The 24547-nt window shown below is 73.5% G+C and carries 27 protein-coding genes; 8 read left to right on the top strand and 19 right to left on the bottom strand.

Going from position 1 to position 24547, the window contains the following annotated elements; translation table 11 throughout:
• Positions 1-150: 150 nt before the first annotated feature.
• From AC07FK_RS05015 to AC07FK_RS05045, 7 genes are all read right to left on the bottom strand, one after another.
• Positions 151-1194: a zinc-dependent alcohol dehydrogenase family protein gene (locus AC07FK_RS05015; protein ID WP_479102671.1), complete on the bottom strand. Its 1044-nt coding sequence runs from the start codon at positions 1192-1194 to the stop codon at positions 151-153.
• Positions 1195-1209: 15 nt separating this feature from the next.
• On the bottom strand, positions 1210-1896 hold the full coding sequence (locus AC07FK_RS05020; protein WP_479103889.1) for a lysoplasmalogenase: 687 nt from the start codon (positions 1894-1896) through the stop codon (positions 1210-1212).
• A 113-nt stretch (positions 1897-2009) separates the two neighbouring features.
• On the bottom strand, positions 2010-2900 hold the full coding sequence (locus AC07FK_RS05025; RefSeq protein ID WP_479102673.1) for a sterol desaturase family protein: 891 nt from the start codon (positions 2898-2900) through the stop codon (positions 2010-2012).
• A gap of 233 nt (positions 2901-3133) precedes the next feature.
• Positions 3134-4369, bottom strand: a complete 1236-nt coding sequence (locus tag AC07FK_RS05030; protein ID WP_479102674.1) for an amidohydrolase family protein — start codon at positions 4367-4369, stop codon at positions 3134-3136.
• Entirely contained in the window at positions 4366-5652 is a 1287-nt protein-coding gene (locus AC07FK_RS05035; protein WP_479102676.1) for an amidohydrolase family protein, read from the bottom strand. The genes AC07FK_RS05030 and AC07FK_RS05035 overlap by 4 nt, the downstream gene beginning before the upstream one ends.
• A gap of 24 nt (positions 5653-5676) precedes the next feature.
• Positions 5677-6561: an SDR family NAD(P)-dependent oxidoreductase gene (locus AC07FK_RS05040; protein ID WP_479102678.1), complete on the bottom strand. Its 885-nt coding sequence runs from the start codon at positions 6559-6561 to the stop codon at positions 5677-5679.
• Complete coding sequence (locus AC07FK_RS05045; RefSeq protein ID WP_479102679.1) at positions 6561-7358, bottom strand: acetoacetate decarboxylase family protein; 798 nt, start codon at positions 7356-7358, stop codon at positions 6561-6563. The genes AC07FK_RS05040 and AC07FK_RS05045 overlap by 1 nt, the downstream gene beginning before the upstream one ends.
• A gap of 98 nt (positions 7359-7456) precedes the next feature.
• On the opposite strand from AC07FK_RS05045, the gene AC07FK_RS05050 reads away from it, so the two are divergent.
• From AC07FK_RS05050 to AC07FK_RS05075, 6 genes are all read left to right on the top strand, one after another.
• Entirely contained in the window at positions 7457-8164 is a 708-nt protein-coding gene (locus AC07FK_RS05050; RefSeq protein ID WP_479102681.1) for a TetR/AcrR family transcriptional regulator, read from the top strand.
• Positions 8161-9138: a DEDDh family exonuclease gene (locus AC07FK_RS05055; protein WP_479102683.1), complete on the top strand. Its 978-nt coding sequence runs from the start codon at positions 8161-8163 to the stop codon at positions 9136-9138. The genes AC07FK_RS05050 and AC07FK_RS05055 overlap by 4 nt, the downstream gene beginning before the upstream one ends.
• A gap of 95 nt (positions 9139-9233) precedes the next feature.
• Positions 9234-9467, top strand: a complete 234-nt coding sequence (locus tag AC07FK_RS05060) for a hypothetical protein (RefSeq protein ID WP_453403555.1) — start codon at positions 9234-9236, stop codon at positions 9465-9467.
• Positions 9468-9556: 89 nt separating this feature from the next.
• On the top strand, positions 9557-10354 hold the full coding sequence (locus tag AC07FK_RS05065; protein ID WP_479102685.1) for an SURF1 family cytochrome oxidase biogenesis protein: 798 nt from the start codon (positions 9557-9559) through the stop codon (positions 10352-10354).
• 64 nt (positions 10355-10418) lie between these two features.
• Positions 10419-12230, top strand: coding sequence for a glycoside hydrolase family 15 protein (locus AC07FK_RS05070; RefSeq protein WP_479102686.1), 1812 nt, complete (start codon positions 10419-10421; stop codon positions 12228-12230).
• Positions 12220-12975, top strand: coding sequence for an SDR family oxidoreductase (locus AC07FK_RS05075; RefSeq protein ID WP_479102688.1), 756 nt, complete (start codon positions 12220-12222; stop codon positions 12973-12975). The genes AC07FK_RS05070 and AC07FK_RS05075 overlap by 11 nt, the downstream gene beginning before the upstream one ends.
• Positions 12976-13044: 69 nt before the next feature.
• Here AC07FK_RS05075 and amaP read toward each other — a convergent pair whose 3' ends face one another.
• The 5 genes from amaP to AC07FK_RS05100 are packed head-to-tail and all read right to left on the bottom strand — an operon-like array spanning position 13045 to position 15369.
• A complete protein-coding gene (gene amaP / locus AC07FK_RS05080) occupies positions 13045-13623 on the bottom strand; it encodes an alkaline shock response membrane anchor protein AmaP (protein WP_479102690.1) in 579 nt (192 codons plus the stop codon).
• A 7-nt stretch (positions 13624-13630) separates the two neighbouring features.
• Positions 13631-14326 carry a DUF6286 domain-containing protein gene (locus tag AC07FK_RS05085; RefSeq protein WP_479102691.1) on the bottom strand — a complete coding sequence of 232 codons (696 nt, stop codon included), beginning with the start codon at positions 14324-14326 and terminating at the stop codon, positions 13631-13633.
• The gene (locus AC07FK_RS05090) at positions 14323-14670 is read right to left on the bottom strand and encodes an Asp23/Gls24 family envelope stress response protein (RefSeq protein WP_479102693.1); all 348 of its coding nucleotides are present in this window, start codon (positions 14668-14670) and stop codon (positions 14323-14325) included. The genes AC07FK_RS05085 and AC07FK_RS05090 overlap by 4 nt, the downstream gene beginning before the upstream one ends.
• Before the next feature lie 8 nt (positions 14671-14678).
• A complete protein-coding gene (locus tag AC07FK_RS05095; RefSeq protein WP_028814280.1) occupies positions 14679-14870 on the bottom strand; it encodes a hypothetical protein in 192 nt (63 codons plus the stop codon).
• 13 nt (positions 14871-14883) lie between these two features.
• On the bottom strand, positions 14884-15369 hold the full coding sequence (locus tag AC07FK_RS05100) for an Asp23/Gls24 family envelope stress response protein (RefSeq protein ID WP_479102696.1): 486 nt from the start codon (positions 15367-15369) through the stop codon (positions 14884-14886).
• A gap of 94 nt (positions 15370-15463) precedes the next feature.
• Here AC07FK_RS05100 and AC07FK_RS05105 point away from each other — a divergent pair, with 94 nt between their 5' ends.
• Complete coding sequence (locus AC07FK_RS05105; protein ID WP_479102697.1) at positions 15464-16273, top strand: nucleopolyhedrovirus P10 family protein; 810 nt, start codon at positions 15464-15466, stop codon at positions 16271-16273.
• A 49-nt stretch (positions 16274-16322) separates the two neighbouring features.
• Here the strand turns inward: AC07FK_RS05105 and AC07FK_RS05110 are convergent, their stop codons facing one another.
• The 4 genes from AC07FK_RS05110 to AC07FK_RS05125 form a co-directional block, all read right to left on the bottom strand.
• Positions 16323-17114 (bottom strand): enoyl-CoA hydratase/isomerase family protein, encoded by a 792-nt coding sequence (locus AC07FK_RS05110; RefSeq protein ID WP_479102699.1) that lies wholly within the window; start codon positions 17112-17114, stop codon positions 16323-16325.
• Between the two features lie 128 nt (positions 17115-17242).
• Entirely contained in the window at positions 17243-17464 is a 222-nt protein-coding gene (locus tag AC07FK_RS05115; RefSeq protein WP_018518904.1) for a helix-turn-helix domain-containing protein, read from the bottom strand.
• 355 nt (positions 17465-17819) lie between these two features.
• Positions 17820-19418, bottom strand: coding sequence for an ABC-F family ATP-binding cassette domain-containing protein (locus tag AC07FK_RS05120; protein ID WP_453403566.1), 1599 nt, complete (start codon positions 19416-19418; stop codon positions 17820-17822).
• A gap of 94 nt (positions 19419-19512) precedes the next feature.
• Positions 19513-20325 (bottom strand): hypothetical protein, encoded by an 813-nt coding sequence (locus tag AC07FK_RS05125; protein WP_479102702.1) that lies wholly within the window; start codon positions 20323-20325, stop codon positions 19513-19515.
• 243 nt (positions 20326-20568) lie between these two features.
• Here AC07FK_RS05125 and AC07FK_RS05130 point away from each other — a divergent pair, with 243 nt between their 5' ends.
• The gene (locus tag AC07FK_RS05130; protein WP_479102704.1) at positions 20569-20970 is read left to right on the top strand and encodes a VOC family protein; all 402 of its coding nucleotides are present in this window, start codon (positions 20569-20571) and stop codon (positions 20968-20970) included.
• Positions 20971-21043: 73 nt separating this feature from the next.
• On the opposite strand, the gene AC07FK_RS05135 is transcribed toward AC07FK_RS05130, so the two are convergent.
• The 3 genes from AC07FK_RS05135 to AC07FK_RS05145 form a co-directional block, all read right to left on the bottom strand.
• Complete coding sequence (locus AC07FK_RS05135) at positions 21044-22462, bottom strand: hypothetical protein (RefSeq protein ID WP_479102706.1); 1419 nt, start codon at positions 22460-22462, stop codon at positions 21044-21046.
• A 130-nt stretch (positions 22463-22592) separates the two neighbouring features.
• Positions 22593-23720, bottom strand: a complete 1128-nt coding sequence (locus AC07FK_RS05140) for an alpha/beta hydrolase family protein (protein WP_479102708.1) — start codon at positions 23718-23720, stop codon at positions 22593-22595.
• Between the two features lie 88 nt (positions 23721-23808).
• The gene (locus tag AC07FK_RS05145; RefSeq protein ID WP_479103891.1) at positions 23809-24468 is read right to left on the bottom strand and encodes a class II aldolase/adducin family protein; all 660 of its coding nucleotides are present in this window, start codon (positions 24466-24468) and stop codon (positions 23809-23811) included.
• Between the last annotated feature and the right edge of the window lie 79 nt (positions 24469-24547).

A 24547-nucleotide genomic window follows, 5' to 3' on the forward strand; every position in this document is an offset into this window, starting at 1 on the left:
AAAGGGAGGGGGACATAGCGAGCGGGTGTATCCCGGGTTTTTTTCTTGGTTCTCTTTCTTTCGTTTTTTGCCCGCCCCCGAGGGGGCCCTCTCCCACGGCACGAGAACGGGCAGGTCGAGCACGAGGCTCGACGAGGGCCCCCGGCGCGGTCACGGCTTGACGAGGACCTTGAGCGCGGTGCGCTCGTCCATCGCCCGGTAGCCGTCGGGCACGCCGTCGAGGCCCACGGTGACGTCGAACACCGGCGACGGGTCGACCGTTCCGTCCAGGACGTCCGGCAGCAGGTCGGGGATGTACGCGCGCACCGGGGCCACTCCCCCGCGCAGCGCGACGTTGCGGTTGAACAGCACGCCCAGGTCGAGGCCGGTGCCGCTGCCGTGCGGGACGCCGACGTAACCGATCGCGCCGCCGTCGCGGGCGATCCCGACGGCCGTGCGCATCGACTGCTCGGTGCCTACCGCCTCGATCACGGCGTGCGCGCCCTGCCCGCCGGTGAGTTCGTGTACGGCCGCGACGGCGGCATCGCCGCGCTCGGCGACGATGTCGGTGGCGCCGAAGGTCTTGGCGATGTCGGTGCGCGCCCGGTGGCGGCCCAGCGCGATGATGCGCTCGGCCCCGAGCCGCTTGGCGGCCAGCACCCCGCACAGCCCGACCGCGCCGTCGCCGACGACCGCGACCGTCGAGCCGCGCCGCACGCCCGCGCCGAGGGCGGCGTGGTGTCCGGTGCCCAGGACGTCGGAGAGGGCGAGGAGGCCGGTCAGCAGCCGGTCGTCGGAGGCCGCGGCGGCCGGGAGCTTGACCAGCGTTCCGTCGGCGAAGGGCACGCGCACGGCTTCGCCCTGGCCGCCGTCGGAGCCCACGGAGCCCCAGAACCCGCCCTGCGGGCAGGAGGTCTGGAGCCCTTCGGCGCAGTACTCGCACGTGCCGTCGGACCACACGAAGGGCGCGACGACGAGATCGCCCGGGGCGAACCCGGCCACTGTGCGCCCGGCCTCCTCGACGACGCCGAGGAACTCGTGGCCGATGCGCTGTCCGGGCTGCCGGGCGGACTCGCCGCGGTACGCCCACAGGTCGCTGCCGCAGACGCAGGCGCGCAGCACGCGGACGACCACGTCCGTGGGCTCCTGGATCCGCGGATCCGGCACCTCCTCCACGCGGATGTCGTGCGGGGCGTGGATGACGGTGGCGCGCATGGGGATCCTCGGTGCTCAGACGGTGGTACGTCCTTCACCGTACGCCGCCGGGCCGGCCGGGGTCGCCCGGCGTCCCAGTGCGCCTCTGACCAGCAGGTATTGCGCGGCGAGATAGGTGAGCATGATCCAGAAGTCGGGGGCGGGCGGTTGCGGCCACTCGGCCACGCCGGTGGCGATGAGCGTGTCGGAGAGCAGGAAGAGCGCGCCGCCGAGTCCGGCGTACCGGCCGAGGCCGCCCGCGCGCAGCGCCATGGCCGTCAGCAGCAGGCTGTACCCGGCGACCGGGACGCGCAGGTCGCCGGGCAGGTCGGGCCACAGCAGGGCGACCGTGGTGAGGAGGGCGACGGCGTATCCGGCGCCGAGGAGCCCGGACGTCCTGGCACCCGCGCGGGCGAAGAGCAGCAGGTAGCAGACGTGCCCGGCGGCGAAGGAGCCCATGCCGACGAGGAAGGCCCAGTCGGCGTCGGCGAGCAGGAAGACGTCGCCGCCCCAGCCGAAGAGCAGCGCGGCGGTCAGCAGCCGCGGCGCGCCGCGCAGGACGGCGTACGCCGCGAGCAGCGGCATCAGGAGGGGCTTGGCGGCCAGGTGACCGGTGTCGGCCCCGGCGACGAGCGAGCCGAGGTCGGCCAGGGCCGCGACGGCGAACGCGGCGAGAGCCCACCGGGCCCACGCACCGCGGCGAGCCGTCCCGGAGTGCGCCACGGGGGGCCGGGTTCCGGGGGCCTGCTCGCCGGGGCGGCCGCCGGCGGCCGCGGTGGCGTCCGGGTCCGGGTGGGCGGCCGCGGCCGTGTAGGGGTCGCGCGGGGCGGCGGGGCTCACGCGGCCTGGCCCGCCGGGGCTTCCTGCGCCTGCCCGGTCACCGCCGCCTCCGCCGGGCGGCGCGGCTGCCACCCGGGCCCCCGGAAGATCCGGCCGGCGCGCTCGCGCCAGGTGGTGGCGGCCCGTACGTCGCGGACGATGGCTGCGTACTCGTGGGTGGCGACGCGCAGCGGGTTGTACGTCTCGATGTTCTTGGTGAGGCCGTAGACCGGGCGCTCGGTCTCGGCCGCGAACGAGCGGAAGAGCCGGTCCCAGACGATCAGGATGCCGCCGAAGTTCCGGTCGAGGTAGCCGCCCTGGGAGGCGTGGTGGACACGGTGGTGGGACGGCGTGTTCAGCACGTACTCGAAGGGACGCGGCAGCTTGCCGACCCGCTCGGTGTGTACCCAGAACTGGTAGACGAGGTTCGCGGAGGAGCAGAACGCGAGCGCGGCCGGGTGCACGCCGCAGGCGATCAGCGGCAGGTAGAACGGCCAGACGGTGAGGCTCGTCCAGGGCTGGCGCAGGGCGGTGGTGAGGTTGAACTTGCGGCTGGAGTGGTGGACCACGTGGCAGGCCCAGAGGATGCGGATCACGTGGTGGCCGCGGTGGGACCAGTAGTAGAAGAAGTCCTGCGCGAGCAGCATCAGCAGGATCGTCCACCACAGGACCGGGACGCGGGCGGGCGTCAGCTCGTACACCGCCATGTAGATCGCGACGATCGGGATCTTCCACAGGAAGTCGAACGCGATGCTGCCGAGCCCCATGCCGACGCTGGTCACGGCGTCCTTGGTCTCGTACCCCGCGGCGTCTTCGTCGGGATGGAGGCGGTAGCTCACGATTTCGAGCACGGTGAGCAGGACGAAGGCGGGTATCGACCACAGCACGACATCGGGCAGGTTCGGCATGCCCGCACGATAGAGGCCGGACGAGCGCTCGGCTAGAGGTTGTTACCGACAAGTATGCGAGACGGTCTGTCAGCGAGGGTGCGGATGCGGAATTCCACCTATTGCACAGCGGCCGTCCGGTTCGGACGCACGCCGGAGTGATCCGCCGCGGGGTCGTCACCGGACGCGCGCCGGAGTGGTTCGGCCGCAGGGTGGTCACCGGACGCACGCCGGAGTGGTTCGCCGCACGGGGCTCACCAGACGCGTACCGACCCTCCCGGTGCGAAGGCCGGGCTGGTCGCGTCGGGCGGGATGCCGGCGGGCGGGAGCGGTTCGGCGATCTCCGCCACCAGCGGGCCGGACTCCGCCGCGAGCCGGTCCAGGAGGCCGAGGTCGAAGCCGTACACGCGGGCCGCGTTCCCGCCCACCATGGCGGCGACCTGCTCCCTCGGCAGTCCGGCGTACGCGATCCGAAGCGCCTCGCGGGAGTACGGAGCCGTCCCCTCGTCGTGCGGGAAGTCGCTGCCCCACATGATCTTGTCGAGGCCGATCCGGTCGCGCAGCGGCACCTCGTGGGGGCGCATGAAGCTGGCGCCGACGTAGCAGTTGTCGCGCCAGGCCTCGCTCGGGCTGCCGCCCATCGCGTCCGCCAGGCCCGCGCCGAACTTCGACTCGGCGGTGGACGCGCGGGCCGCCGCCGCCACCAGCCGGGAGTGGTAGTAGTCCAGCATCTCGATCACGCCCGGTATCCAGCCCGACCCCTGTTCGGTGAGGACCAGCTTCAGGCCGGGATGCCTTCGGAACGCCCCGCCGAAGGTCAGGTGCCACAGGGCGCGGTGCGAGAACCACGTCGTCTCCACCATGAACACCGCGCGGGCCGCCGGTTCGTCGCCGAGCGGCGGCGAGGCCGACCCTCCGTGGTGGTTGACGGGCACGTCCAGCTCCTCGCAGACCGCCCAGATCGGGTCGTACGTCCGCGAGTAGAGCTCGGGTACACCCGATCCCGGCGGCGCGCCGGGCAGCAGGACGCCGCCGGTGAGACCGGCCGCCTTGGTGCGGCGGATCTCCCGTACCGCCCCGTCCACGTCGTTGAGGAGGATTTGCGCGACGCCCGCCCGCCGTCCCGGCACCGCGTCGCAGAAGTCCGCGAGCCACCGGTTGTGGGCCCGCAGGCCCGCCCAGCGCTGCTCGTACTCCGCCGCGGACGGAGCGGGGGCCATCAGCGAGGCGCTGGGGAAGAAGGGCGGAACGGTGTTCGGGAAGACCACTTCGGCCACGATGCCGTCCGCCTCGAGCTCGGCCAGGCGGCGGGCGGAGTTCCAGTTGCGGTCGGCGGTGTCGGCGAGGAGGTCCTCGTACGGATTGACGTACGCCGCCGCCCAGGCGTCGAAGTCGTCGTGGTGGCGCTTCTCCAAGTACGGCCTGTAATCGAGGAGGTCGGCTCCGGCGTGGCAGTCGGCCGAGATGACGGTGTAGCGCTCCCCGGTCACGGCGCGACCCCCAGCACCGGGAAGTCGTGGCCGGTCAGCCAGTGCCGGCCCGTCTCGCGCGACCTGGCCCACGACGCCTCGACCGCCGGCTGGTCGTCCGGCTGGCCCAGCTCCGCCGGCGTGGGGCCGATGCGCCGGGCGAGGGGGGCCAGTCGCGCGGTGTCGAAGCCGAAGACCTCGGCGGCGGCCAGACCGAGGATGCGACGCGTCTCGGTGACGGGGATGTCATGGAACGTCCGCTTCAGCCACGCGCGCGTGTCGGGCCATGTGCCCTCGGGGTGCGGGAAGTCGCTGCCCCACAGGATGTTGTCCACGCCGATCTCGTAGCGCTGGGCGAGTTCGCGCCGCTTGGTGTTGGTGGCGCAGACGAAGACCTGCCGGTCCAGGTACTCGCTCGGCGGCCGCTTCAGCTCGGCGAAGGGCGAGAGCTTCTTGCCGCCGTGCGCTCCCAGGTAGAGGCGGTCCATGAACCAGAGCTGGTTCGGCAGCCACCAGCAGCCGGACTCCGCCACGCCGAACCGCAGCCCCGGGTGGCGCTCGAAGACGCCCGACCAGAGCAGGAACCACAGCGGCCTGGCGGGCCACCACGTCACCTCGGAGACGTAGATGCCCAGGTGGTCGCCGTACTCGTGGCGCGGCGCGGCGCCCGAGTGGGTCACGACCGGCATGCGCGTCTCGGCCGCCGCCGCCCACACCGGGTCGTAACGGCGGTCGTGGTACGGCGCCTTGTCGACCCACATCGAAGGGATCATCAGCGCGCCCAGCCCGGACTCCCTGGCCCGGTGGATCTCGGCGACGACCTCCCGCACCTCGCCCGTGACGGGCAGGAGGGCCACCCCGCAGTGGCGTTCGGGGTTCTGCGCCACGAACTCGGCGAGCCATCGGTTGTGCGCCCGGGCACCCGCCATGCCGAGCCGGGGGTCCTGGTCGCCGGAGAGGCCGAGGCCGACGCCGAAGGGCGCGGCGGTCCGGCTGTCGACGGCATCGGCGTCGGGGAAGACGACTTCGGCGGCCACCCCGTCGCCGTCGAGCTCCTTGAGGCGCTGCGCCGCGTCCCAGCCGCCGCGCAGCCCCTCCTCGTTGTCCTCGAACCACTGGGCGGCGAACGCCTCGTTGCGCACGCCGAGCCGCGTCATCTCCTCGCGGCGGGCGTCGCGCTGCCCGAGGAAGTCGTCGAAGTCGCGGTGGAAGGCACTGTCCAGGTAGGGCCGGTACCGCTCGGTCGGCAGACCGGCGTGGCAGTCGGAGGAGATGATCAGGTACGGGTCGCTTTGTTCCGTCATCGCGTGTCCTCCCTCGGTGGGGCCTCAGTCGAGAATGAAGTGCTCCAGGTACGACGGCTCGGAGCGGTCGAGCATCGACCGCGCCCGCGCGCGGATCTGCCGGTCGCTGTGCTCGCTCGCCGGCAGCATCCAGAACCGGTCCGCCTCGATCCCGTCGACCACGGTCTCGGCCACGTCCTCGACCGGTGTGAACTCGATGTCGTGACCCGCTTCCCTCATCGCCGTCTCCCACTGCCCGAGGCTGCGGTAGGGCGTCCTACGGGGCCGTTCCTTGGCGTAGCGGGAGGGCCGGTTGCGGTGCGACTCCCACAGCCCGGTGCGCAGCATGTGCGGTCCGGGGAACAGCACCGACGCGCTCACGGGAACGCCCTCCGCGCGCAGGTGCGCGTACAGCGATTCCGTCATCGTCACCACCGCCGCCTTGGTGACGGCGTACACGGACGCGGTCGGCAGCGGGGCGATCCCGCCGTCGCCCGACGAGGTGTTGACGACGTGCCCCGGTGCGCCGCCGTCGATCATCCGGGGGACGAACGCCTGAATGCCGTGGAAGACGCCCCAGACGTTCACCGCGAACGCCCACTTCCAGTCGTTCACCTCGTGCTCCCACATGCGGCCTTCCGCGCCGGAGCCGACCCCCGCGTTGTTGCACAGCACGTGCACCGCCCCGAAGGAGTCGTAGGCGGCGTCCGCGAGGGCGGTGACGGACTCGCGGACGCCGACGTCGACGACCCGCGCGAGCACCCGCGCGCCCGCCGCGCGGAGTTCGGCGGCGGCCTTCGCCAGCGCCTCCTCCTCGACGTCGGCGAGTACGACCGAGAGGCCGCCGGCCGCGAACCTGCGGACCATCGCGAGCCCGATCCCGCTCGCCGCGCCCGTGACGACCGCGACCTGCCCCTCCTCCAGCCGCATCAGACGCTCCCCTCCGGCGGGCCGTCGAGGATCTGGAGCGGGTCGTCGTACCGCTGGTGGATGTACGGGAGCAGCGCCCGCGCGCTCACGCGCTCCACCACGCGCCCCTTCTGGTCGGTGGTCTTCTCCCCGAGGGTGATCCCGACGACACGGCGCACGGGCAGGTCTGCGACCGGGTCGTACACCGACTCGCGCAGCACGACGTCGCCCGTGATCCGCTCCAGACTGCGCACCTTCTCGCGGCGGACGCAGTGCACGAGGACCGGGTCGGCGTCGAAGCCCCGGCCGTCCACCGCCGGCAGGAACTTGTAGTAGAAGTCGACCTTCTCCGTCGGTTCGGGCAGCGGCAGCGGCCCGTCCACCGCCCCGCGCACCTCGACGAAGGCGATGCCGTGGCGGGCGAGCGCCGCGCGTACGACCAGGCCGTCACGGTCGACGGTCACCTCGCCGAGCTTCTTCGGCTCGCCGAAGACCTCGCGGCCGCCGGTCAGGGCCCGTTCGTGGGTCATCGGCATGACGAGGGGGTACCAGCCGCGGACCTCGTCGTGGACGGCGGAGACCGCCACCGATCCGGCGCCCAGCGGATAACCGGGCAGTTCGACCCGGCTGATGTTCGCCCGTACGAGGGGCCGCTCGGCCGGCTTGAGGGGCGGCGGAAGTACGGCCGCCACCGCGTCCGGATCGCTCTCCCAGACCGCCACCACTCCGGTGGACCAGATGGCGGGGAGCCGGGAGACGGAGCGGCGCCCCGCCGCGATCTCGTCCTCGGTCCGCGCGCCGTACCGTACGCGTGCCATGTCGTACCGCCCTTCATGGGGGGAGAGACCTGTAACACTGTTACACCGGCGCGGACGAAGGTGAAAGAGTCGCGCACGTACGGGATTTGGGAGCTCCAATGCCACGCACCACGCGCGCCTCGGGCGCCACGGACGACAGCGCCGGACGACGCACGCCGCGCACCGCGCTGACCCGCGACGAGGTCCTGGACGCGGCGGCGGCCCTCGTCAGGACGCACGGGCCGGCGGCGCTCACCATGCGCGGGCTCGCCGCCGAGCTCGGTACGGCGGTCACCTCCATCTACTGGCACGTCGGCAACCGCGAGTCGCTCCTCGACGCCCTCGTCGAGCGGACCGTCGAGGAGATGCGCGTCGTCCGCCCGGCCGGCCGCACCCCGGCCGCGCGCATCGTCTCCGTCGCCCGCGGCCTGCGCCGCGAACTGCGCGAGCGCCCCCACCTGATCGCGATGGTCCACGAACGCGGCCTCACCGAGCGGATGTTCCTGCCCGCCCAGCGGGCCCTCGTCCGCGAGGTGCACGCCGCGGGACTGCGCGGGGCGCGGGCCGCCGAGGCCGTACGGGCGGTCCAGTTCCAGGTCGTCGGACACGTCCTCGTGGAGCGCAACCGCGAACGGGCCCCCGCGCAGCACCCGGGCGAGGAGGAGCTGTGGGACGCGCGGACCGCGGAGCACGACCCGGCGCTGGCGCGCGCCCTGGCCCGGCCCGCCGATCCCGAACGCCTCTTCGTCAACTCCGTGCGGGCTCTGGTGAACGGTCTGCTCACCCGGGCGGGCGGGGCTGTCAGTGGGGGCCCGTATCCTCAGTGACCATGCTCGAAGACCAATCGACAGCAGCGCCGTGGCCGACCGCCTACCCGAAGGGGTACGCGGTCGTCGACGTGGAGACCACCGGGCTCGCGCGCGACGACCGGATAATCTCCGCTGCCGTCTACCGGCTGGACTACCGGGGGGACGTCGAGGACCACTGGTACACGCTCGTCAACCCCGAGCGCGACCCCGGCCCCGTCTGGATCCACGGCCTGACGAGCGACGTGCTGACGGGCGCCCCGCTGTTCCCGGACATCGCCGCCGAACTGTCGGAGCGGCTCGACGGCCGGGTGCTCGTCGCGCACAACGCGATGTTCGACTGGTCGATGATCGCCCGGGAGTACGCACGGGCCGCCCGCACCGCGCCGGTTCAGCAGCGGCTGTGCACGATCGCGCTCTCCAAGGAGCTGCGCCTGCCGCTGCCCAACCACAAGCTGGAGTCGCTGGCCGCGCACTTCGGCGTCGTGCAGCAGCGTGCGCACCACGCGCTCGACGACGCGCGCGTCCTGGCCGAGGCGTTCCGTCCGAGTCTGCACGCGGCGGCGCAGGGCGGCGTGCGGCTGCCGTTGCTGGAGTGCCGGCCGCTCACCGAGTGGTCGGACTCGCCGGCGACACCGCGGGTGGGCCACCAGGCGTCGTACCGGGGCGGCGGGGGCAGCTGGCGTCCGTCGCGGAAGCGGCCGGCGTGCCCGCACCCGAACCCAGGACGGTACGAACCTGGCAAACTGCTCAAGCAGGGCATGCGGGTGGCCTTCTCCGGCGACACGTCGGTGGACCGCGAGCTGCTGGAGGACCGGGCGGTCGAAGCGGGACTGCACGTCGCGACGAGTGTGTCCCGGCTCACGAGCCTGCTCGTCACGAACGACCCCGACTCGGCCACGTCCAAGACCGTCAAGGCCAGGTCCTTCGGCACCCCCGTCGTCGACGAGGCGGCCTTCACGCAGTTGCTGCGGGACGTGGTTCCGGCCGGCTGACGGGGGCCGGGCCGTCACGGCAGACGGGTGATTGGGGCGCGACTCGCCCGCCGGCCACTCGCCCTGCCGCCGCCCGCCGTCCCACCCTGTGGCGCATGGCACGTTGCGAGGTATGCGGAAACGACTACGGCATGTCCTTCGAGGTGCACGCGCAGGGCGCGGTGCACGTCTTCGACTGCTTCTCCTGCGCCATCCACCGGATGGCGCCCATCTGTGAGCACTGCCGGGTGCAGATCCTGGGCCAGGGCGTCGAGGTCGACGGCCACTGGTACTGCGGCGCCCACTGCTCGCGCGCCGAGGGGAAGGTGGGCATCGTCGACAAGGTCTGAGGCGGCGGCGTCCGGGGCCGGACACCGGCTCGCCCCGGCGGGAGACCCACCCGCCGGGGACCGCCGCGCGCCAGGGTAACGTCAAGGACGTGTACCGCTTCCTGTTGTCCCGGCAGTGGGTGATCCTCACCCTTCTGATGCTCGCTCTCATCCCCACGATGGTCGAGCTGGGCTTCTGGCAGCTGCACCGGCACGAGCACCGGGTCGCGCAGAACGAGCTGATCTCCGGCAACCTGCGGGCCGGGCCCCGGCCCGTCGGCGACATCACCTCCCCCGGACACACCGTCCCGCGCGCCGACTACTGGCGCCGGGTGACCGCCACCGGCACGTACGACACCGCGCACGAGGTCGTCGTACGCCGCCGGACCGACGCCGACGACCAGGTCGGCTTCCACGTCCTCACCCCGCTCGTCATGAACGACGGCCGCGCCGTCCTGGTCAACCGGGGCTGGGTCCCGTTCGGCGCCGACCAGCAGGCGTTCCCGGAGGTCCCGGCCGCCCCCGAGGGCGAAGTCACCGTCACCGGACGCCTCAAGGCCGACGAGACGACGGGGGGCACCGGCATCAAGGACCTGAGCGGCCTGCCGCCCCGGCAGGTCATGCTGATCAACAGCGCACAGCAGGCCGAGGCGCTCGGGCGGCCCGTCCTCGGCGGCTACATCGAGCTGACGGAGCCGGTCCCGGCCGGGCCGAAGCCGCAGCTCCTGCCCGACCCCGACGCCGACTCGATCGGCCCGCACATGGCGTACGCCGTGCAGTGGTGGCTGTTCGCCGCGGCGGTGCCGGTCGGCTGGGTCGTCCTCGTACGCCGCGAGCTGCGCGACCGCGCGGAGGCGGCGGGAGCCCCCGACGGGGCGCCGGCCGAACCGGCCACCGCCGACGCCTGAGCCGGCCCGCCGCCGCGCGGCCCGGACCGCTTAACGCCGCACCCGCGCGGGAACACGAGGTCTCGTGACCCAACGCATCGAGGACTACGCGCTCATCGGGGACCTCCAGACAGCCGCGCTGGTCGGCAAGGACGGTTCCATCGACTGGCTCTGCCTGCCCCGTTTCGACTCGGCGGCGTGCTTCGCCGCACTGCTCGGCGACGAGGAGAACGGTCACTGGCGCGTGGCCCCGGCCGGCGCGGACGCCTGCGCGCGGCGTTCGTACCGCGGTGACAGCCTCATCCTGGACACGGTCTGGGAGACCCGGTCCGGCTCGGTCAAGGTCACCGACTTCATGCCGCAGCGCGACGAGGCGCCCGACGTCGTACGGATCGTGGAGGGCCTCTCGGGCGAGGTGACCATGCGCTCCACGCTCCGCCTGCGCTTCGACTACGGCAACATCGTGCCGTGGATGCGCCGCACGGCCGGTCACCGGGTGGCCGTCGCGGGACCCGACTCCGCCTGGCTGCGCACCGAGCCGGCGGACTGGGTGAAGACCTGGGGCCAGCAGTACACCACCTACTCGTCGTTCACCGTGGCCGAGGGCGAGAAGGTGGCGTTCGTCCTGACCTGGCACCCGTCGCACGAGCAGCAGCCGCCCCCCACCGACCCGTACGAGGGACTGGAGCACAGCCTCCAGGACTGGGAGGAGTGGGCCTCCCACTGCCAGTACCGGGGCCCGTACCGGGAAGCCGTGCTGCGCTCGCTCATCACCCTCAAGGCGCTCACCTACGCACCGACCGGCGGCATCGTCGCCGCCCCCACGACCTCGCTCCCGGAGGAGATCGGCGGCGTCCGCAACTGGGACTACCGCTACTGCTGGCTCCGCGACTCCACCCTGACCCTCGGCGCGCTCGTCGCGGCGGGTTACATCGACGAGGCCGCGGCCTGGCGCGACTGGCTGCTGCGGGCGGTCGCGGGCGACCCGGCCGACCTCCAGATCATGTACGGCCTGTCCGGCGAGCGCCGGCTGCCCGAGACGGAACTGCCGTGGCTGAGCGGGTACGCGGGGTCCGCCCCCGTCCGCACCGGCAACGCGGCCGTCAAACAGCTCCAGCTCGACGTGTACGGCGAGGTCATCGACTCGCTCTACATGGCCAGGGCGTGGGGTCTGCGCCCCAAGCCGCACGCGTGGAACCTCCAGCTGAGCCTCCTCAGCTTCCTGGAGGCGAACTGGCGCGAGCCGGACGAGGGCCTGTGGGAGGTCCGGGGTCCGCGCCGGCACTTCGTGCACTCCAAGGTGATGGCGTGGGTCGCCGCCGACCGCGCCGTACGCGCCCTGGAGGAGGACCCGTCGCTGCGCGGCGACGCGGACCGGTGGCGGGCGATGCGCGACGAGGTGCACCGGGAGGTCTGCGAGAAGGGGTACGACCCGGAGCGCAACACCTTCACGCAGTACTACGGCTCCAGCGAGCTGGACGCCGCCACGCTCCTCATCCCCCGCGTCGGCTTCCTGCCGCCGGACGATCCCCGGGTCGTCGGGACGGTGGAGGCGGTGCGGTCCGAGCTCAGCCACGGCGGCTTCATCCGCCGCTACAGCACGGACGGCCTCACCGTGGACGGCCTGCCGGGCGACGAGGGAACCTTCCTGGCCTGCTCGTTCTGGCTCGTCGACGCGCTGCGGATGACCGGGCGGGTGAAGGAGGCCCGGGAGCTCTTCGAGCGGCTGCTGACGCTGCGCAACGACGTGGGACTGCTCGCCGAGGAGTACGACCCGGCCTCCGGGCGACAGCTCGGGAACTTCCCGCAGGCATTCAGTCATATCGGACTTGTTGGGTCCGCGCTCGCCCTCGACGGGGACGGGGAAGAGGCGGCAGGATGGGCCCATGGATCTTGAACTGAAGGACCGGGTGTACGTCGTGACCGGGGCCAGCCGGGGGCTCGGCCACGCCTCGGCGCGGCAGTTGACGGCGGAGGGCGCGAAGGTCGTGGTGAGCGGCCGGGACGAGAAGGCGGTGGCGGACGCCGCCGCCGAACTCGGGCCGAACGCGGTCGGCGTCGCCGCGGACAACGCCGACCCCGCGTCGGCGGAGCGCCTGATCGCCGCCGCCCGGGCGCACTTCGGGCGCTTCGACGGCATCCTGATCAGCGTCGGCGGCCCGGCCCCGGGCGTGGCGGCCGACAACACGGACGAGCAGTGGCAGGCGGCCTTCGACGCCGTCTTCCTCGGCGCGGTACGTCTGGCCCGTGCGGCGGCGGCCGAGCTCTCCGAGGGAGGCGTGATCGGCTTCGTGCTCTCCGGGTCGGTCCACGAACCGATCCACGGCCTCACCATCTCCAACGGCCTGCGCCCGGGCCTGGCCGGCTTCGCGAAGTCCCTCTCCGACGACCTCGGGCCGCGGGGCATCCGGGTGGTGGGCCTGCTGCCGGCCCGTATCGACACGGACCGGGTGCGTCAGCTGGATGCTTTGTCCGGTGACGCCGAGGCGGCCCGGGCGGCCAACGAAGCGAACATCCCGCTGCGGCGCTACGGCCGGCCGGAGGAGTTCGGCAAGGCGGCCGCGTTCCTCCTGTCCCCTGCGGCGTCGTACCTGACCGGCGTCATGCTGCCGGTGGACGGCGGCGCCCGCCACGGCTTCTGATCCGCCGGCGACGCCCCAGCGCGCCGCCCACCGGACGGGCTCGGCCGAAGAGCCCGTCCTCCTGCGGCCTCAGCTCACGCGCCGCGCCCCGTGCTTGACCTCCCGCAGCCGGACCTCCGCCGGGAGCGACTCCAGCGACGCGGAGTCGCGCGCGTGGGCCAGCGCGCCGCCCGTGAACCCGGTCAGCGTCTCGGCCGGCTCGGCGTGCGGCTCGAGAAGCAGCGCCGCGCGCGCCCGGGGCGCGTCGCGCCGGCCCGTCAGCCTCACGTGCGCCCGCTCCACACCGTCCAGCGTCCGCGCCTCGTCGGCCAGTACGTTCTCCAGAGCCCGCCCCCGCAGCACCGCGCCGTCGCCGTCCCGGCTGTCGACCAGCACCTCGGCGAGCCGGTGCCGGCGCAGCTGCGCGAGCAGCCACCACAGGGCGAGCAGGACCAGTGCGGCCAGGGCTGCGATGACCACCGGCCACCACCACCCGGAGTCCCGCCACCGCGTCCGGTCCGCATCGCTGAGCAGCACGTCGTCCCGTCCGTCGAAGGGCCACCACGACGGTACGGACATCCCGAGCCCGGTGGCGAGCACCCCGCCGCCGACGGCGAGCAGCACCAGGCCCGCCAGCCCGACGAGGACACGGTTGACCTTCTTGGGCATCGCTCCGTCACCCCTTCCTGGCCGGCCGGCCGACCCGCACGGACAGACCCGGCCTGCTGGCGAGCCCGAGCTGCTGGATCCCCTTGGCGAACACCGCTTCCAGGTCGGCCTGTACGTCGTCGAGTTCCCGGAAGTGGGAGACGGCCCGCGCCCGTACCCTGGAGCGTCCCACCGCCACACGCACGGACTGCACGCCGGACACCTCCATGGCCCGGTCGCGCAGCATCATCGCGGCGGCCCGCCGGTCGAGCCCCGCCCGTACGTCGGACGAGGTACGCCGCATCGGCAGGATCGCGCGCAGCCCGGGGGTGAGGGCGAGGAGCAGCAGCCACAGGCCGAGCGCCACCGCGACGCCCGCGCCGACGAGCACCCAGACGTCGTCCAGGGGCCGCGTCGCGAGGCCGTCCGCGAGCTCGCGCCGCCACCGCATCGCGGGGTGGCCGGCCCGTACGGCCGCGATGTCGTACAGCAGCAGACCGGCGCCGCCGAGTGTCAGCAGGGCGATCAGCGCGGCCGGCACCCGGCGGGCGGACCAGAACCGTCCGGCCCGCGCGCCGTCCCGCTCTTCCTTGAGGGTCGGCACCCGGTCCGCCGCTGCGACGCCCGGGCCGGACGAGCGGGGCGCGTCCGGCCCGTCCTGCTCGCCTCCGACGACGGGAAGCCGCTGCGTGCGGCCGCTGTCGCCGCTGTCGAGTTCGCTCACCGGATCCTCCCCCGCTTCCCGTGCGGCGCCTGCGCGGAGTGCAGCCGCTCGACGTGGACCGCCACCTCGGACACCTCCATGCCCGTCAGCGTGCTGACGCCGTGGGTGACCCCGCGGCGTACCGCGCCGCACTGTCCGCCGATGTCGGAGGGGTAGCCGAGTTCCAGCACGACCCGGACCCGCGCCCTGTCGTGATGCACGGTCACCGTCGCGTGCGGCGCCTTGCCGCCCTCCGGCGTCTTCCCGAGCGCCTCGCGCGCCGACTGCGCGGCGATCTTCGCGACGACCCGGTCGGCGATCCGGGTCGCGCCGCGCTCGGCGGCCTCGATCTGACCGGTGGCCATCGCGGAGGTCACCTCGGCCGGCCGCCGCGCTCACCCACGCGGAAGAAGTCGCCTGGTTCGAGGTCGCCGTCGGCGAACTTGCCCACTACGAAGCCGATCGCGCCCAACGCCGCCACCAGCAGAAATGCTCCGAACCCACCGAAGTACCCGGCGAATCCGAGCGCCATACCGGCCACAAGGCCGACCACCGCCATGCTCATCCTGCTGCTCCCTCTACTGGAGACGTGGCTCCGGCTCGTCCTCTTCCTCGTCGGGCAGCTTCACGTCGCTGACCGCGATGTTGACCTCGACGACTTCAAGGCCCGTCATGCGTTCCACGGCGGACACGACGTTCTCCCGGACCGAGCGGGCAACGTCGGAGATCGACACGCCGTACTCGACGACGATCTCCAGGTCCAGCGCCGTCTGTACCTCTCCGACCTCGGCCTTGACGCCCCGGCTGACCGACTTGGCGCCGCCGGGCACCCGGTCGCGGACGGCCCCGAAGGTGCGGGAGAGTCCGCTGCCCATGGCGTGCACGCCCATCACGTCGCGCGCGGCGAGACCGGCGATCTTCTCGACCACGCCGTCGGCGATCGTCGTACGTCCGCGGGAGGAAGGATCGCCGCCGCCCCGCTTCGTCACGGAGGTCTTCCGAGCCCCCTCGCCGGACGTTCCCTTGTCGGGATTGTCCGGCCGGGTCCGCGTGGTGTCAGCCATATCCGTTCGTCCCTTTCCGGGCGGTACTGGACTCCATTGCCAAGATTAGGGCCGGTTGCCCAATCTTGCGCCGGGGATGCGGCAGGCTGGAGCAATGGCACCTGACGGAATGACCCGGGCAGTACGGCAACGACTCGGCCTGGGCAGACTGCTGCCCCTGGGCGAGGCGTCGGACGCCGCGTGGCTCGCGGAGAAGGCGGCCGACGCGGTTCTGCGGGAGGCGACGGCGGGCCTGAGCGGCGTGCGGCTGGGGTCGCTGCGCATCGGGCTCGCCGACCCGGACGCAGCCTCACAACCCGCCGTTCCGCCGCCGCCCGGAGCTCTGCCGCCGGGGCCGCTGCGCATCCGGGCGGACCTGACGGCCACGGCGGACGGCGAGCCGCTGCCGCACCGTGCGGAGCGGCTGCGCCTCGCGCTGCGCGAGGCGGCGTCGGCCCGGCTGGGCCTCGCGGTCACGGCCGTGGACCTGCGGGTGACGGACCTGCTGGAGGCGGGTCAGGAACCCGTCGCGGCCACTCCCCCGGACGGGGGAACCGGCGGTGAACCCGGGGAGGGCGGGCCTGCGGCGGGCGAGGCCGGGGAGAGCGGCACCGAGGAGGGCAGCCCCGAGGAAGTCGGCACCGGGGAGGGCGGCACGGCGGGGACGGGTGAGGGTCCGGACGGGCCGCAGGAGCGCGGCAGGGCCGAGCGCGCGGCGGCCGCCGCCGCGGCGGTGCCCGGCGTGGCACGCCTGACCCGTGTGCTCGGCGCCCCGGTCCATCTCGACGACGGCCACGTGCGCGTCGAGGTGGCGACGGCGGCGGGCCACCGCGCGCTCGCGGTGGCGATCGCCGTGCGCAAGGCGGTCGCCGCGTCCCAGGACAGCCGGGCCACGGTGGCCGTCCTGGTGACCCGGGTGGAATGAGCCGGCCGGCGCGACGGTCGCCGCACCGGCCGGCGGGAGCCCGGAGGCGTCAGTCGCCGAGGCCCGCGAGGTCGCGGAGCCTGCGTGCCTGCGCCGCGCGCTCGGCGACACGCTGGTCCTCGTACGTGCGCGAGGACGCGCCCTGGAGCAGCGCCTTGGTCTCGATCACCGCATCGCGCGGCGCGGCCAGCAGCGCGGCCGCCAGGTCCTGGACCGCGCCGTCGAGCTCTCCGGCGGGCACGACGAGGTTGGCGAGGCCGACGCGCTCGGCCTCCGCCGCGTGGACGAAGCGTCCGGTGGCGCAGATCTCCAGCGCACGCGCGTAACCGACGAGGCTGGTCAGCGGGTGCGTGCCGGTGAGGTCGGGGACGAGGCCGAGGCTGGTCTCGCGCATGGCGAACTGCACGTCCTCGGCGACGACCCGCAGGTCGCAGGCGAGGGCGAGCTGGAAACCGGCGCCGATGGCATGGCCCTGTACGGCGGCGATGGTCACGAGGTCGCTGCGCCGCCACCAGGTGAACGCTTCCTGGTACTCGGCGATGACCGCGTCGAGGTCTTCGTCGGAGCCGCGTGCCAGGTCAAGGAAGGAGGGCTCACCGTCGAAGCCCTCGGGGCTGAACGCCTGCCGGTCCAGGCCGGCGGAGAAGGACTTGCCCTCGCCGCGCAGCACCACGACCCGCACGTCGCCAGGCAGAGACCGTCCGGCTTCTGTCAACGCCCGCCACAGAGCGGGAGACTGGGCGTTGCGCTTTGCCGCATTGGTCAGGGTCACCGTGGCAACGGCGTCCTCGACGGTGAGTCGTACGCCGTCCTTGTCGAGCACAGAGTCGAGCGAAGCCATGTGGCGCCTCCGGTCCGGGTGGCAGTCGTGCCGTCATCAAGTGACTGCACAGTAACCACCCGGGCGATCCTGCGATCGACCGGGTGGCCACCGCCCAAAATCCGATGGGCCGGGCCCGCCCGAGGCGGTCAGGCCGTAGCGGCCTTCTTGCCTCGTGTCGCCCCGCCGCGTCCCCGCAGCGTGACGCCGGACTCGCTGAGCATCCGGTGTACGAATCCGTAGGAGCGGCCGGTCTCTTCGGCCAACGCCCGGATGCTCGCACCGGAGTCGTACTTCTTCTTCAGGTCTGCCGCGAGCTTGTCGCGCGCGGCGCCGGTTACCCGGCTGCCCTTCTTCAGAGTCTCGGCCACCCGTGCCTCCTCAAGGAAGTGCGCTCTGGACTCTCATGATCACCCCTTCCCGGCTTCCTGGCCACCCATTCGGCAAGGTCCGTACAACAACGTTTGGCCGACCGGAACCGCCCGCCGGCATCGTGGCGCGCGGTGGCGTGGTTTTTCCGTCGTACGTATCGACGAAGCCCGAGAGGAACGGCCAGGTCAGCGCCGGTAAACGATCAGCGGAACGCGAAGGGCCCGCCCCAAGGGGGGCGGGCCGCGATCCGGTGCATGACACGCCGGGGTACGAGAGCCACTCACTCAGATGAAGGATCACCGGTAAGCCGAATGATCCAGCGGGAGGGGATCCGGCCCCCGGGCCGGGGCTCGGTCAGGCCAGCGCGACGAGGTCCTTGTAGTCCGGGCCCCACAGGTCCTCCACGCCGTCGGGCAGCAGAATGATCCGCTCCGGCTCCAGCGCGTCGACCGCCCCCTCGTCGTGGGTGACGAGGATGACCGCGCCCTTGTACGTGCGCAGGGCGCCGAGGATCTCCTCGCGGCTGGCCGGGTCGAGGTTGTTCGTCGGCTCGTCGAGGAGCAGGACGTTGGCGGACGAGACGACGAGGGTCGCCAGCGCGAGACGGGTCTTCTCGCCGCCGGAGAGGACTCCGGCCGGCTTGTCGACGTCGTCGCCCGTGAAGAGGAAGGAGCCGAGCGTCTTGCGGACCGCGACCAGGTCGAGGTCGGGCGCCGCCGAGCGCATGTTCTCCAGGACCGAGCGCTCGGGGTCGAGGGTCTCGTGCTCCTGGGCGTAGTAGCCGAGCTTGAGGCCGTGGCCCGGGATGACCTCGCCGGTGTCGGGCTTCTCGGCGCCGCCGAGCAGCCGAAGGAGGGTCGTCTTGCCCGCGCCGTTGAGGCCGAGGATCACGACGCGCGAGCCCTTGTCGATGGCCAGGTTGACGTCGGTGAAGATCTCCAGCGAGCCGTACGACTTGGACAGGCCCTCCGCCATCAGCGGGGTCTTGCCGCAGGGCGCGGGGTCCGGGAAGCGCAGCTTGGCGACCTTGTCGGAGACGCGCACCGCCTCGAGGCCGGAGAGCAGCCGCTCGGCGCGCTTGGCCATGTTCTGCGCGGCGACGGTCTTGGTAGCCTTCGCGCGCATCTTGTCGGCCTGCGAGTTGAGGGCCGACGCCTTCTTCTCGGCGTTCTGGCGCTCGCGCTTGCGGCGCTTCTCGTCGGCCTCGCGCTGCTGCTGGTAGAGCTTCCAGCCCATGTTGTAGACGTCGATCTGGGACCGGTTGGCGTCCAGGTAGAAGACTTTGTTGACGACCGTCTCGACGAGGTCGACATCGTGGGAGATCACGATGAACCCGCCGCGGTAGTTCTTGAGGTAGTCCCGGAGCCAGACGATGGAGTCGGCGTCGAGGTGGTTCGTGGGCTCGTCGAGGAGCAGGGTGTCGGCGTCCGAGAAGAGGATGCGGGCCAGCTCGACGCGGCGGCGCTGACCGCCGGACAGCGTGTGCAGGGGCTGGCCGAGCACGCGGTCGGGCAGGCCGAGCGCGGCGGCGATGGTGGCGGCCTCGGCCTCGGCGGCGTAACCGCCCTTGGTGAGGAACTCCGTCTCCAGGCGCTCGTACTTCTTCATCGCCTTTTCGCGGGTGGCTCCCTGCCCGTTCGACATGCGCTCCTCGTTCTCCCGCATCTTGCGCAGGACGGCGTCGAGGTCGCGGGCGGAGAGGATGCGGTCGCGGGCGAGGACGTCGAGGTCGCCGGTGCGCGGGTCCTGCGGGAGGTAGCCGACCTCGCCGGAGCGGGTGATGGTGCCGCCGGCCGGTGTGCCCTCGCCGGCGAGGCACTTGGTGAGGGTCGTCTTGCCCGCTCCGTTGCGGCCGACGAGACCGATGCGGTCGCCCTTGGCGATGCGGAAGGAGGCGGACTCGATGAGGAGGCGGGCGCCGGCGCGCAGCTCGATGCCGGAGGCGGTGATCAAGGGGAAAACTCCAGGGCGGTATGGACGGCGGAAGGGACGGGCGGAGATTCTTCGACGCCGTCTAATGCACAAGGAGAGTTGCCATAGACCCAGTCTAACGGTCGCCCGCAACTACTTTTCTGGCGCGGGCGTTGCCGTCCGGCAGGGCGTTACCCAGAGGGGTGCGGTCGGGCACCATCCGGCCGAGATCGTCGACGGCGACGAGTTCGTCGGTCCAGGGGGCGGTGGCGCCGCAGGGCTGGGCGACCAGCAGCGCGCCGCCGGTACGGGCCGTGCGGCGCGGGTCGAAGGCACAGCCGCGCCGGGCGGGCAGCACCCAGCGCAGGTCGCCGTCCAGGGTGCGGTACGCCGCGATGCGCTGCGGGGTGACGACGGCGAGCATCCCGGCGGCGGGGTCGAGGGTGTGCAGCACCCCGGCGGCACGGGCCGGGCCGCCGGCCGCCAGCCACGACGAGAGTCCGGGGACGGCGCGGTGCCAGTGGACGGTGCGGCCGGTGGTGCGGGCGGTGTCGGTGACCAGGCCGTCGCTCCAGAGCGCGAAGGCGTGACCGGGGGCGGGCCGCAGGGCAAGGGGGCGGCGCCCCGCGCGGGTGTGCGTCCAGTGCCGCCGGCCGCTCGTCTCGTCGTACGCCTCGACCGCCCGGCCCCTGATGCGCAGGGCGGGGTCGGGGCGCGTGGCCCGTGTGTGCGCGGTGAGCCGGTCGCCGAACGGGGCGCCTCTGGCCTGGTGGGCGGCGGTGGCCAGAGGCAGGGCGAGGACGGCGGCGAGCAGGGCGAGGGCGATGCGCCGCGCGCGGCGGCGCTGGTCGCGCAGGGCGCGGACGGGAGGCGTGGCGCCCGCGGCGCGGGTGCCGCCGGAACCGCTGATGCCACCGGCCGGCGCGGCCGTCGACGTGCTGGCCGTCACGATTCCCCCTTGCGGCGCCGCCCATGTGTCAGGGACAGAACGTAGTCGTGGGCGCCGGGGGTCGGCGGGCGGGCCCGGCCGACACGGCGGGGCGGGGCGGACGCGTCCCCCGTTCGGCCGCGCGTGCCCGGCGGGAGTGGCGTTGTCAGTGGCCGGTGGAAGACTGAGAGGCACGTCACATCGCGACCGGCGTGACGCGCGACGCTTTGACGGGCCGCCTGACGAGAGGACGGGGTGATCGGCATGGCCGGTGCACCGAGCATGTACCCGACGGTTCTGTACAAGGACGCCAAGGCGGCCATCGGACTGCTCAAGGACGCCTTCGGGTTCCGGGAAGTGGCGCTCTACGAGAGCGAGGGCGGTTACGTCGAGCACGCGGAACTGGCGTACGGCAACGGAGCGGTGATGGTGGGGTCGCACGGCCGCAAGGGCGTCTTCGCCGAGGCCATGGCGGGCGCGGGCCCGGTGGGGGTGTACGTGGTGGTCGACGACGTGGACGCGCACCACGCGCGGGCGGTCGAGCACGGCGTGGAAATCATGATGCCGCCGACCGACCAGGACTACGGCTCCCGGGACTACATGGCCCGGGACCGCGAGGGGAACGTCTGGAGCTTCGGCACGTACACCCCGGCGCTCGGCGGCTGACCCGGCGGGGCCGCCGCCGGGACTCCCGGTTCCCGCCGCGGGCTCCCGAGGGTGCGGTGGGCGCGCCGCCGCGCTACACGCCGCCCGTGTGGACCTGGAAGGCGGCCCGGCGTACCGCCTTCGCCAGCGCCGGGTCCGGGTGGGCCGCCGCCAGGGCCACCAGGACCTGGACGGTGCGCGGGTGGCCGATCGCCTGCACCTCCGCCAGGAGCGCCGGCACGGTCGACTGCACCGCGGCGTCCAGGTGGCGTACCAGCAGCTGTGTCTCGCCGTGGTCGGCGACGGCCGCGGCGGTGTCCACCCACAGCCAGGTCGACTCCTCGCGGGTGAGGACCTCGTGGGCGTCCTCGGGGTCGGCGCCCTCGTACTCCGCCAGCCACAGCAGGGCGTAGGGGCGCAGCGAGCTGTCGTCGGCCGCGGCCCGCACGCCGGACTCCGCCGGGGCCCCGACCACCCGCAGCGCGTCGAAGGCCAGGCCGCGCAGCAGCGCGTCCTCGCCCCGGGCCGCTTCGAGGAGCTCGGTCACGGCGCTGGAGACCGTACGGGCGGCGAGCCAGGCGCGGTACTCGGCGCGGGCCGGGCCGGGCGTCAGGCGGGCGCAGCCGCGCAGCATGTCCTCGGCGGACTGCTCGATGTTCCCCGCCGGGCTCTGCGCCGCGACGCAGATCTGTTCCAGCTTGACCCAGACCGCCCAGTTGCCGAGGGCGGTGAGCGTGGCGAGTCCCGGGCCGAGGGTCAGGGCGCCGACGGCGGCCTGGCCTTCCAGGGCCCAGTCGAGGAGGAGCGGCAGGGAGACGGCGGGCTCGGCGTCGGCCGCCGGGAGCGGCTGCGGGCCGTACGGCACCTCGCAGCGCTCCTCGCGCAGTTCGGCGACGCGCTGTTCGAGCAGGTCGAGCAGCGCCGGCACCTGTACCGGGCCGGCCGAGAGCTGGAGGAGGGAGAGCACCTGGGGAACGGCTTCCACGACCTCGGCGACGGCGGTCGCGGCGATGCCCTCGGGCGCGGGGTGGACGATCGACCACGCGTCGAAGAGGGCGACCCATCCGCGCAGCACGGCCGCGTCGTCACGGTCCCAGGCGCGCAACCGCCAGCCGGGCCGGGTGCGGTCGCCGTGGAGTTCGATCAGGCCCGCGAGTCTCGCTCTGTCCCAGGCCGCGCGGACCTGGGACGGCGTCAGGCCGAGGTCCTCCGCTGCCTGTTGCACGGCCGCGGCCGACAGCGCGCCGTCCCGGCCGGGCTCCACGCGGGACGCCGCGCCGCGCGGCGACGGGGAGGCCCAGCGCGCGACCCGTACGGCGTCGGCGAGTACGGCCCTGGCCTGACGGGCCAGTTCCGTGGGGGGCGGGGTGCCCTCGGGGGGCCTCGGGGCCGGTCGGGTACGCCGGTGCGTCACGGCCGGGTGTCCGCCCTGAGCAGTCGGGGGCAGGGCAGTGGCGAGCGGTCGCGGGCGGACAAGTCGGAGCCTGGAGTCGCGCGGGGTACGGGACGTCACGGAGAGCAGTCTCTCCGCTCACGCCCCGAAAGCCCAAACGGAATGGAACTTGCCGTTCGTGGACGGCGTCTGGCTTGAACCTTTCCCGGCCGGACGGGCCGGATATTCCGGGCGGCGGCGGTGGTGCGGGTTACATCAACGGTGTCAGGAAGCGGCGCAGGACCTCTTCGTAGACGGCCGGTGCTGCGTTCCACATCGCCGCGTGCGGCGCGTGCGGGACGGGGTGGAGGACGACCAGGCCCGGGAGGCGGCCGGCCAGCTCCCGCGAGGGCTGCCAGGGGGCCACGGTGTCGTCCGGGCCGTGGAGGACGAGCGTCGGCACCCGCAGCCCGCCGGGGCCCGCCGCCTCGGCCAGGCGGTCGCCGTGCACACCCGTGCGGCCCTGTACGGCCCTGACGGCGAGCGGGAGCAGCGCGCGGGGGGTGCGGCGGGCGACGGCCAGGGCCCGCACGGTGGCCTGCCAGTCGAGCACCGGGGAGTCGAGGACGAGTCCGCTGACGCGGTCGCGGAGCGGGGAGCGCACGGCCGCGTGCACGGCCATGGCTCCGCCCGTGGACCAGCCGTGCAGGATGACGCGCTCGGCGCCGCTGCGGACGGCGTGGCGGATGGCGGCGTCCACGTCGCGCCATTCCGAGTCGCCGAGGTGCCCGAGGCCGCCCGGGGGCCGGGGAGCGCCCGCGTCCCCCCGGTAGGCGAGGCCGAGGACGGGGAGGTGCTGGGACCGCAGGAAGGGCATGAGGTTCATGGCCTGGGCCCGCGTGGTGCCCAGTCCGTGCACGGTGATCACCCAGGTGCTGCGGGCGCCCGGCAGGAACCAGGCGGGCAGGGGACCGAGTTCGCCGGGGATTTCCACGTCGGCGTGGTCGATGCCGAGGGCGCTGCGCGGGTCGCCGACGTGCAGCTGCGGCGTCAGCCGCACCCGGGCGCCGGCGGCGAGGGTCCCGTGGCTGACGCGTTCCAGACGGCGTACGACGGTGTCGGGGGTGTGCGGCACGCCCTCCAGGACGGGGCCGACGACCGCGTGGACACCGGGGCCCTCGATGCCGTACGTGCCGGGGCGCAGGGACGCCAGGCAGCGGGTCAGGGTGATCCGGCCGTCGGCCGCGTCGTGGACGGTCAGCCGGGGGTCGGCCGGCAGCGGCCTGCCGGCCGACGCCCTGAGCGCGGCGCCGCCGGCGTAGCGGCCGGCCGCGACCGCCGCCGCACCGGCGCCGAGGAGGGAGGTGACGGCCGCTGCCGTCGCTGTAGCCGGGCGCATCGCTCCAGTGTCCGCATCCGGGGGGCGCGGGGCCAGTGGGCGGGGCCGGACGGTCGCGTGTCGCGGCACCGGGCCCGTCGCGGGGGCGTCAGCCGCGCTGGCCGTAACCGCGCAGTTTCTCCTGCGCCTCGGCGAGCTGCTCGCGGGAGAGCAGGGACGGTTCACGGCCCGGCACCGCGCTCGCGGTGAGCCACAGGCGGCACATCCACTCCAGTTGCGCGGTGCGGTCGTACGCCTGGTCGAGCGTGTCGCCGTAGGTGACGGTCCCGTGGTTGCGCAGCAGGCAGCCGGAACGGTCGCGCAGGGCCGCCAGCATGTTCTCGGCCAGCTCAGCCGAGCCGTACGTCGCGTACGGGGCGGTGCGGACGGGGCCGCCGAGGGCGGCGGCCATGTAGTGCACGAGGGGCAGCTCGGTCACCAGGGTGGAGACGGCGGTGGCGTGCACGGCGTGCGTATGGACGACGGCGCGGGCTCGCGTGGTCCGGTAGACCGCCAGGTGGAGCGGCAGTTCGCTGGTGGGAGCGAGCCCGCCCAGCACCCGCTCGCCGTCGAGGTCGACGGCGAGGGCGTCCTCCGGTCGCAGGCGGTCGTACGGGACTCCGCTCGGGGTGACGAGGACGAGTCCGCCGACGCGTACGGAGACGTTGCCGGAGGTGCCGACCACCAGCCCGTCGTGCACGGTCCTGCGAGCGGTGGCCACCAGTTCGCCCCACGCCCGTTCGATCGCTTCCGGCCGCTGCGCATCCATGTCGGTCATGCGGGAGATCCTGCCAGCGGAGTCGCGGGGGGTGATCGGAATCTCTTCCACCGGTCTTCCGGCCGGTCCC

This window comes from Streptomyces sp. NPDC046122 (assembly GCF_056429965.1).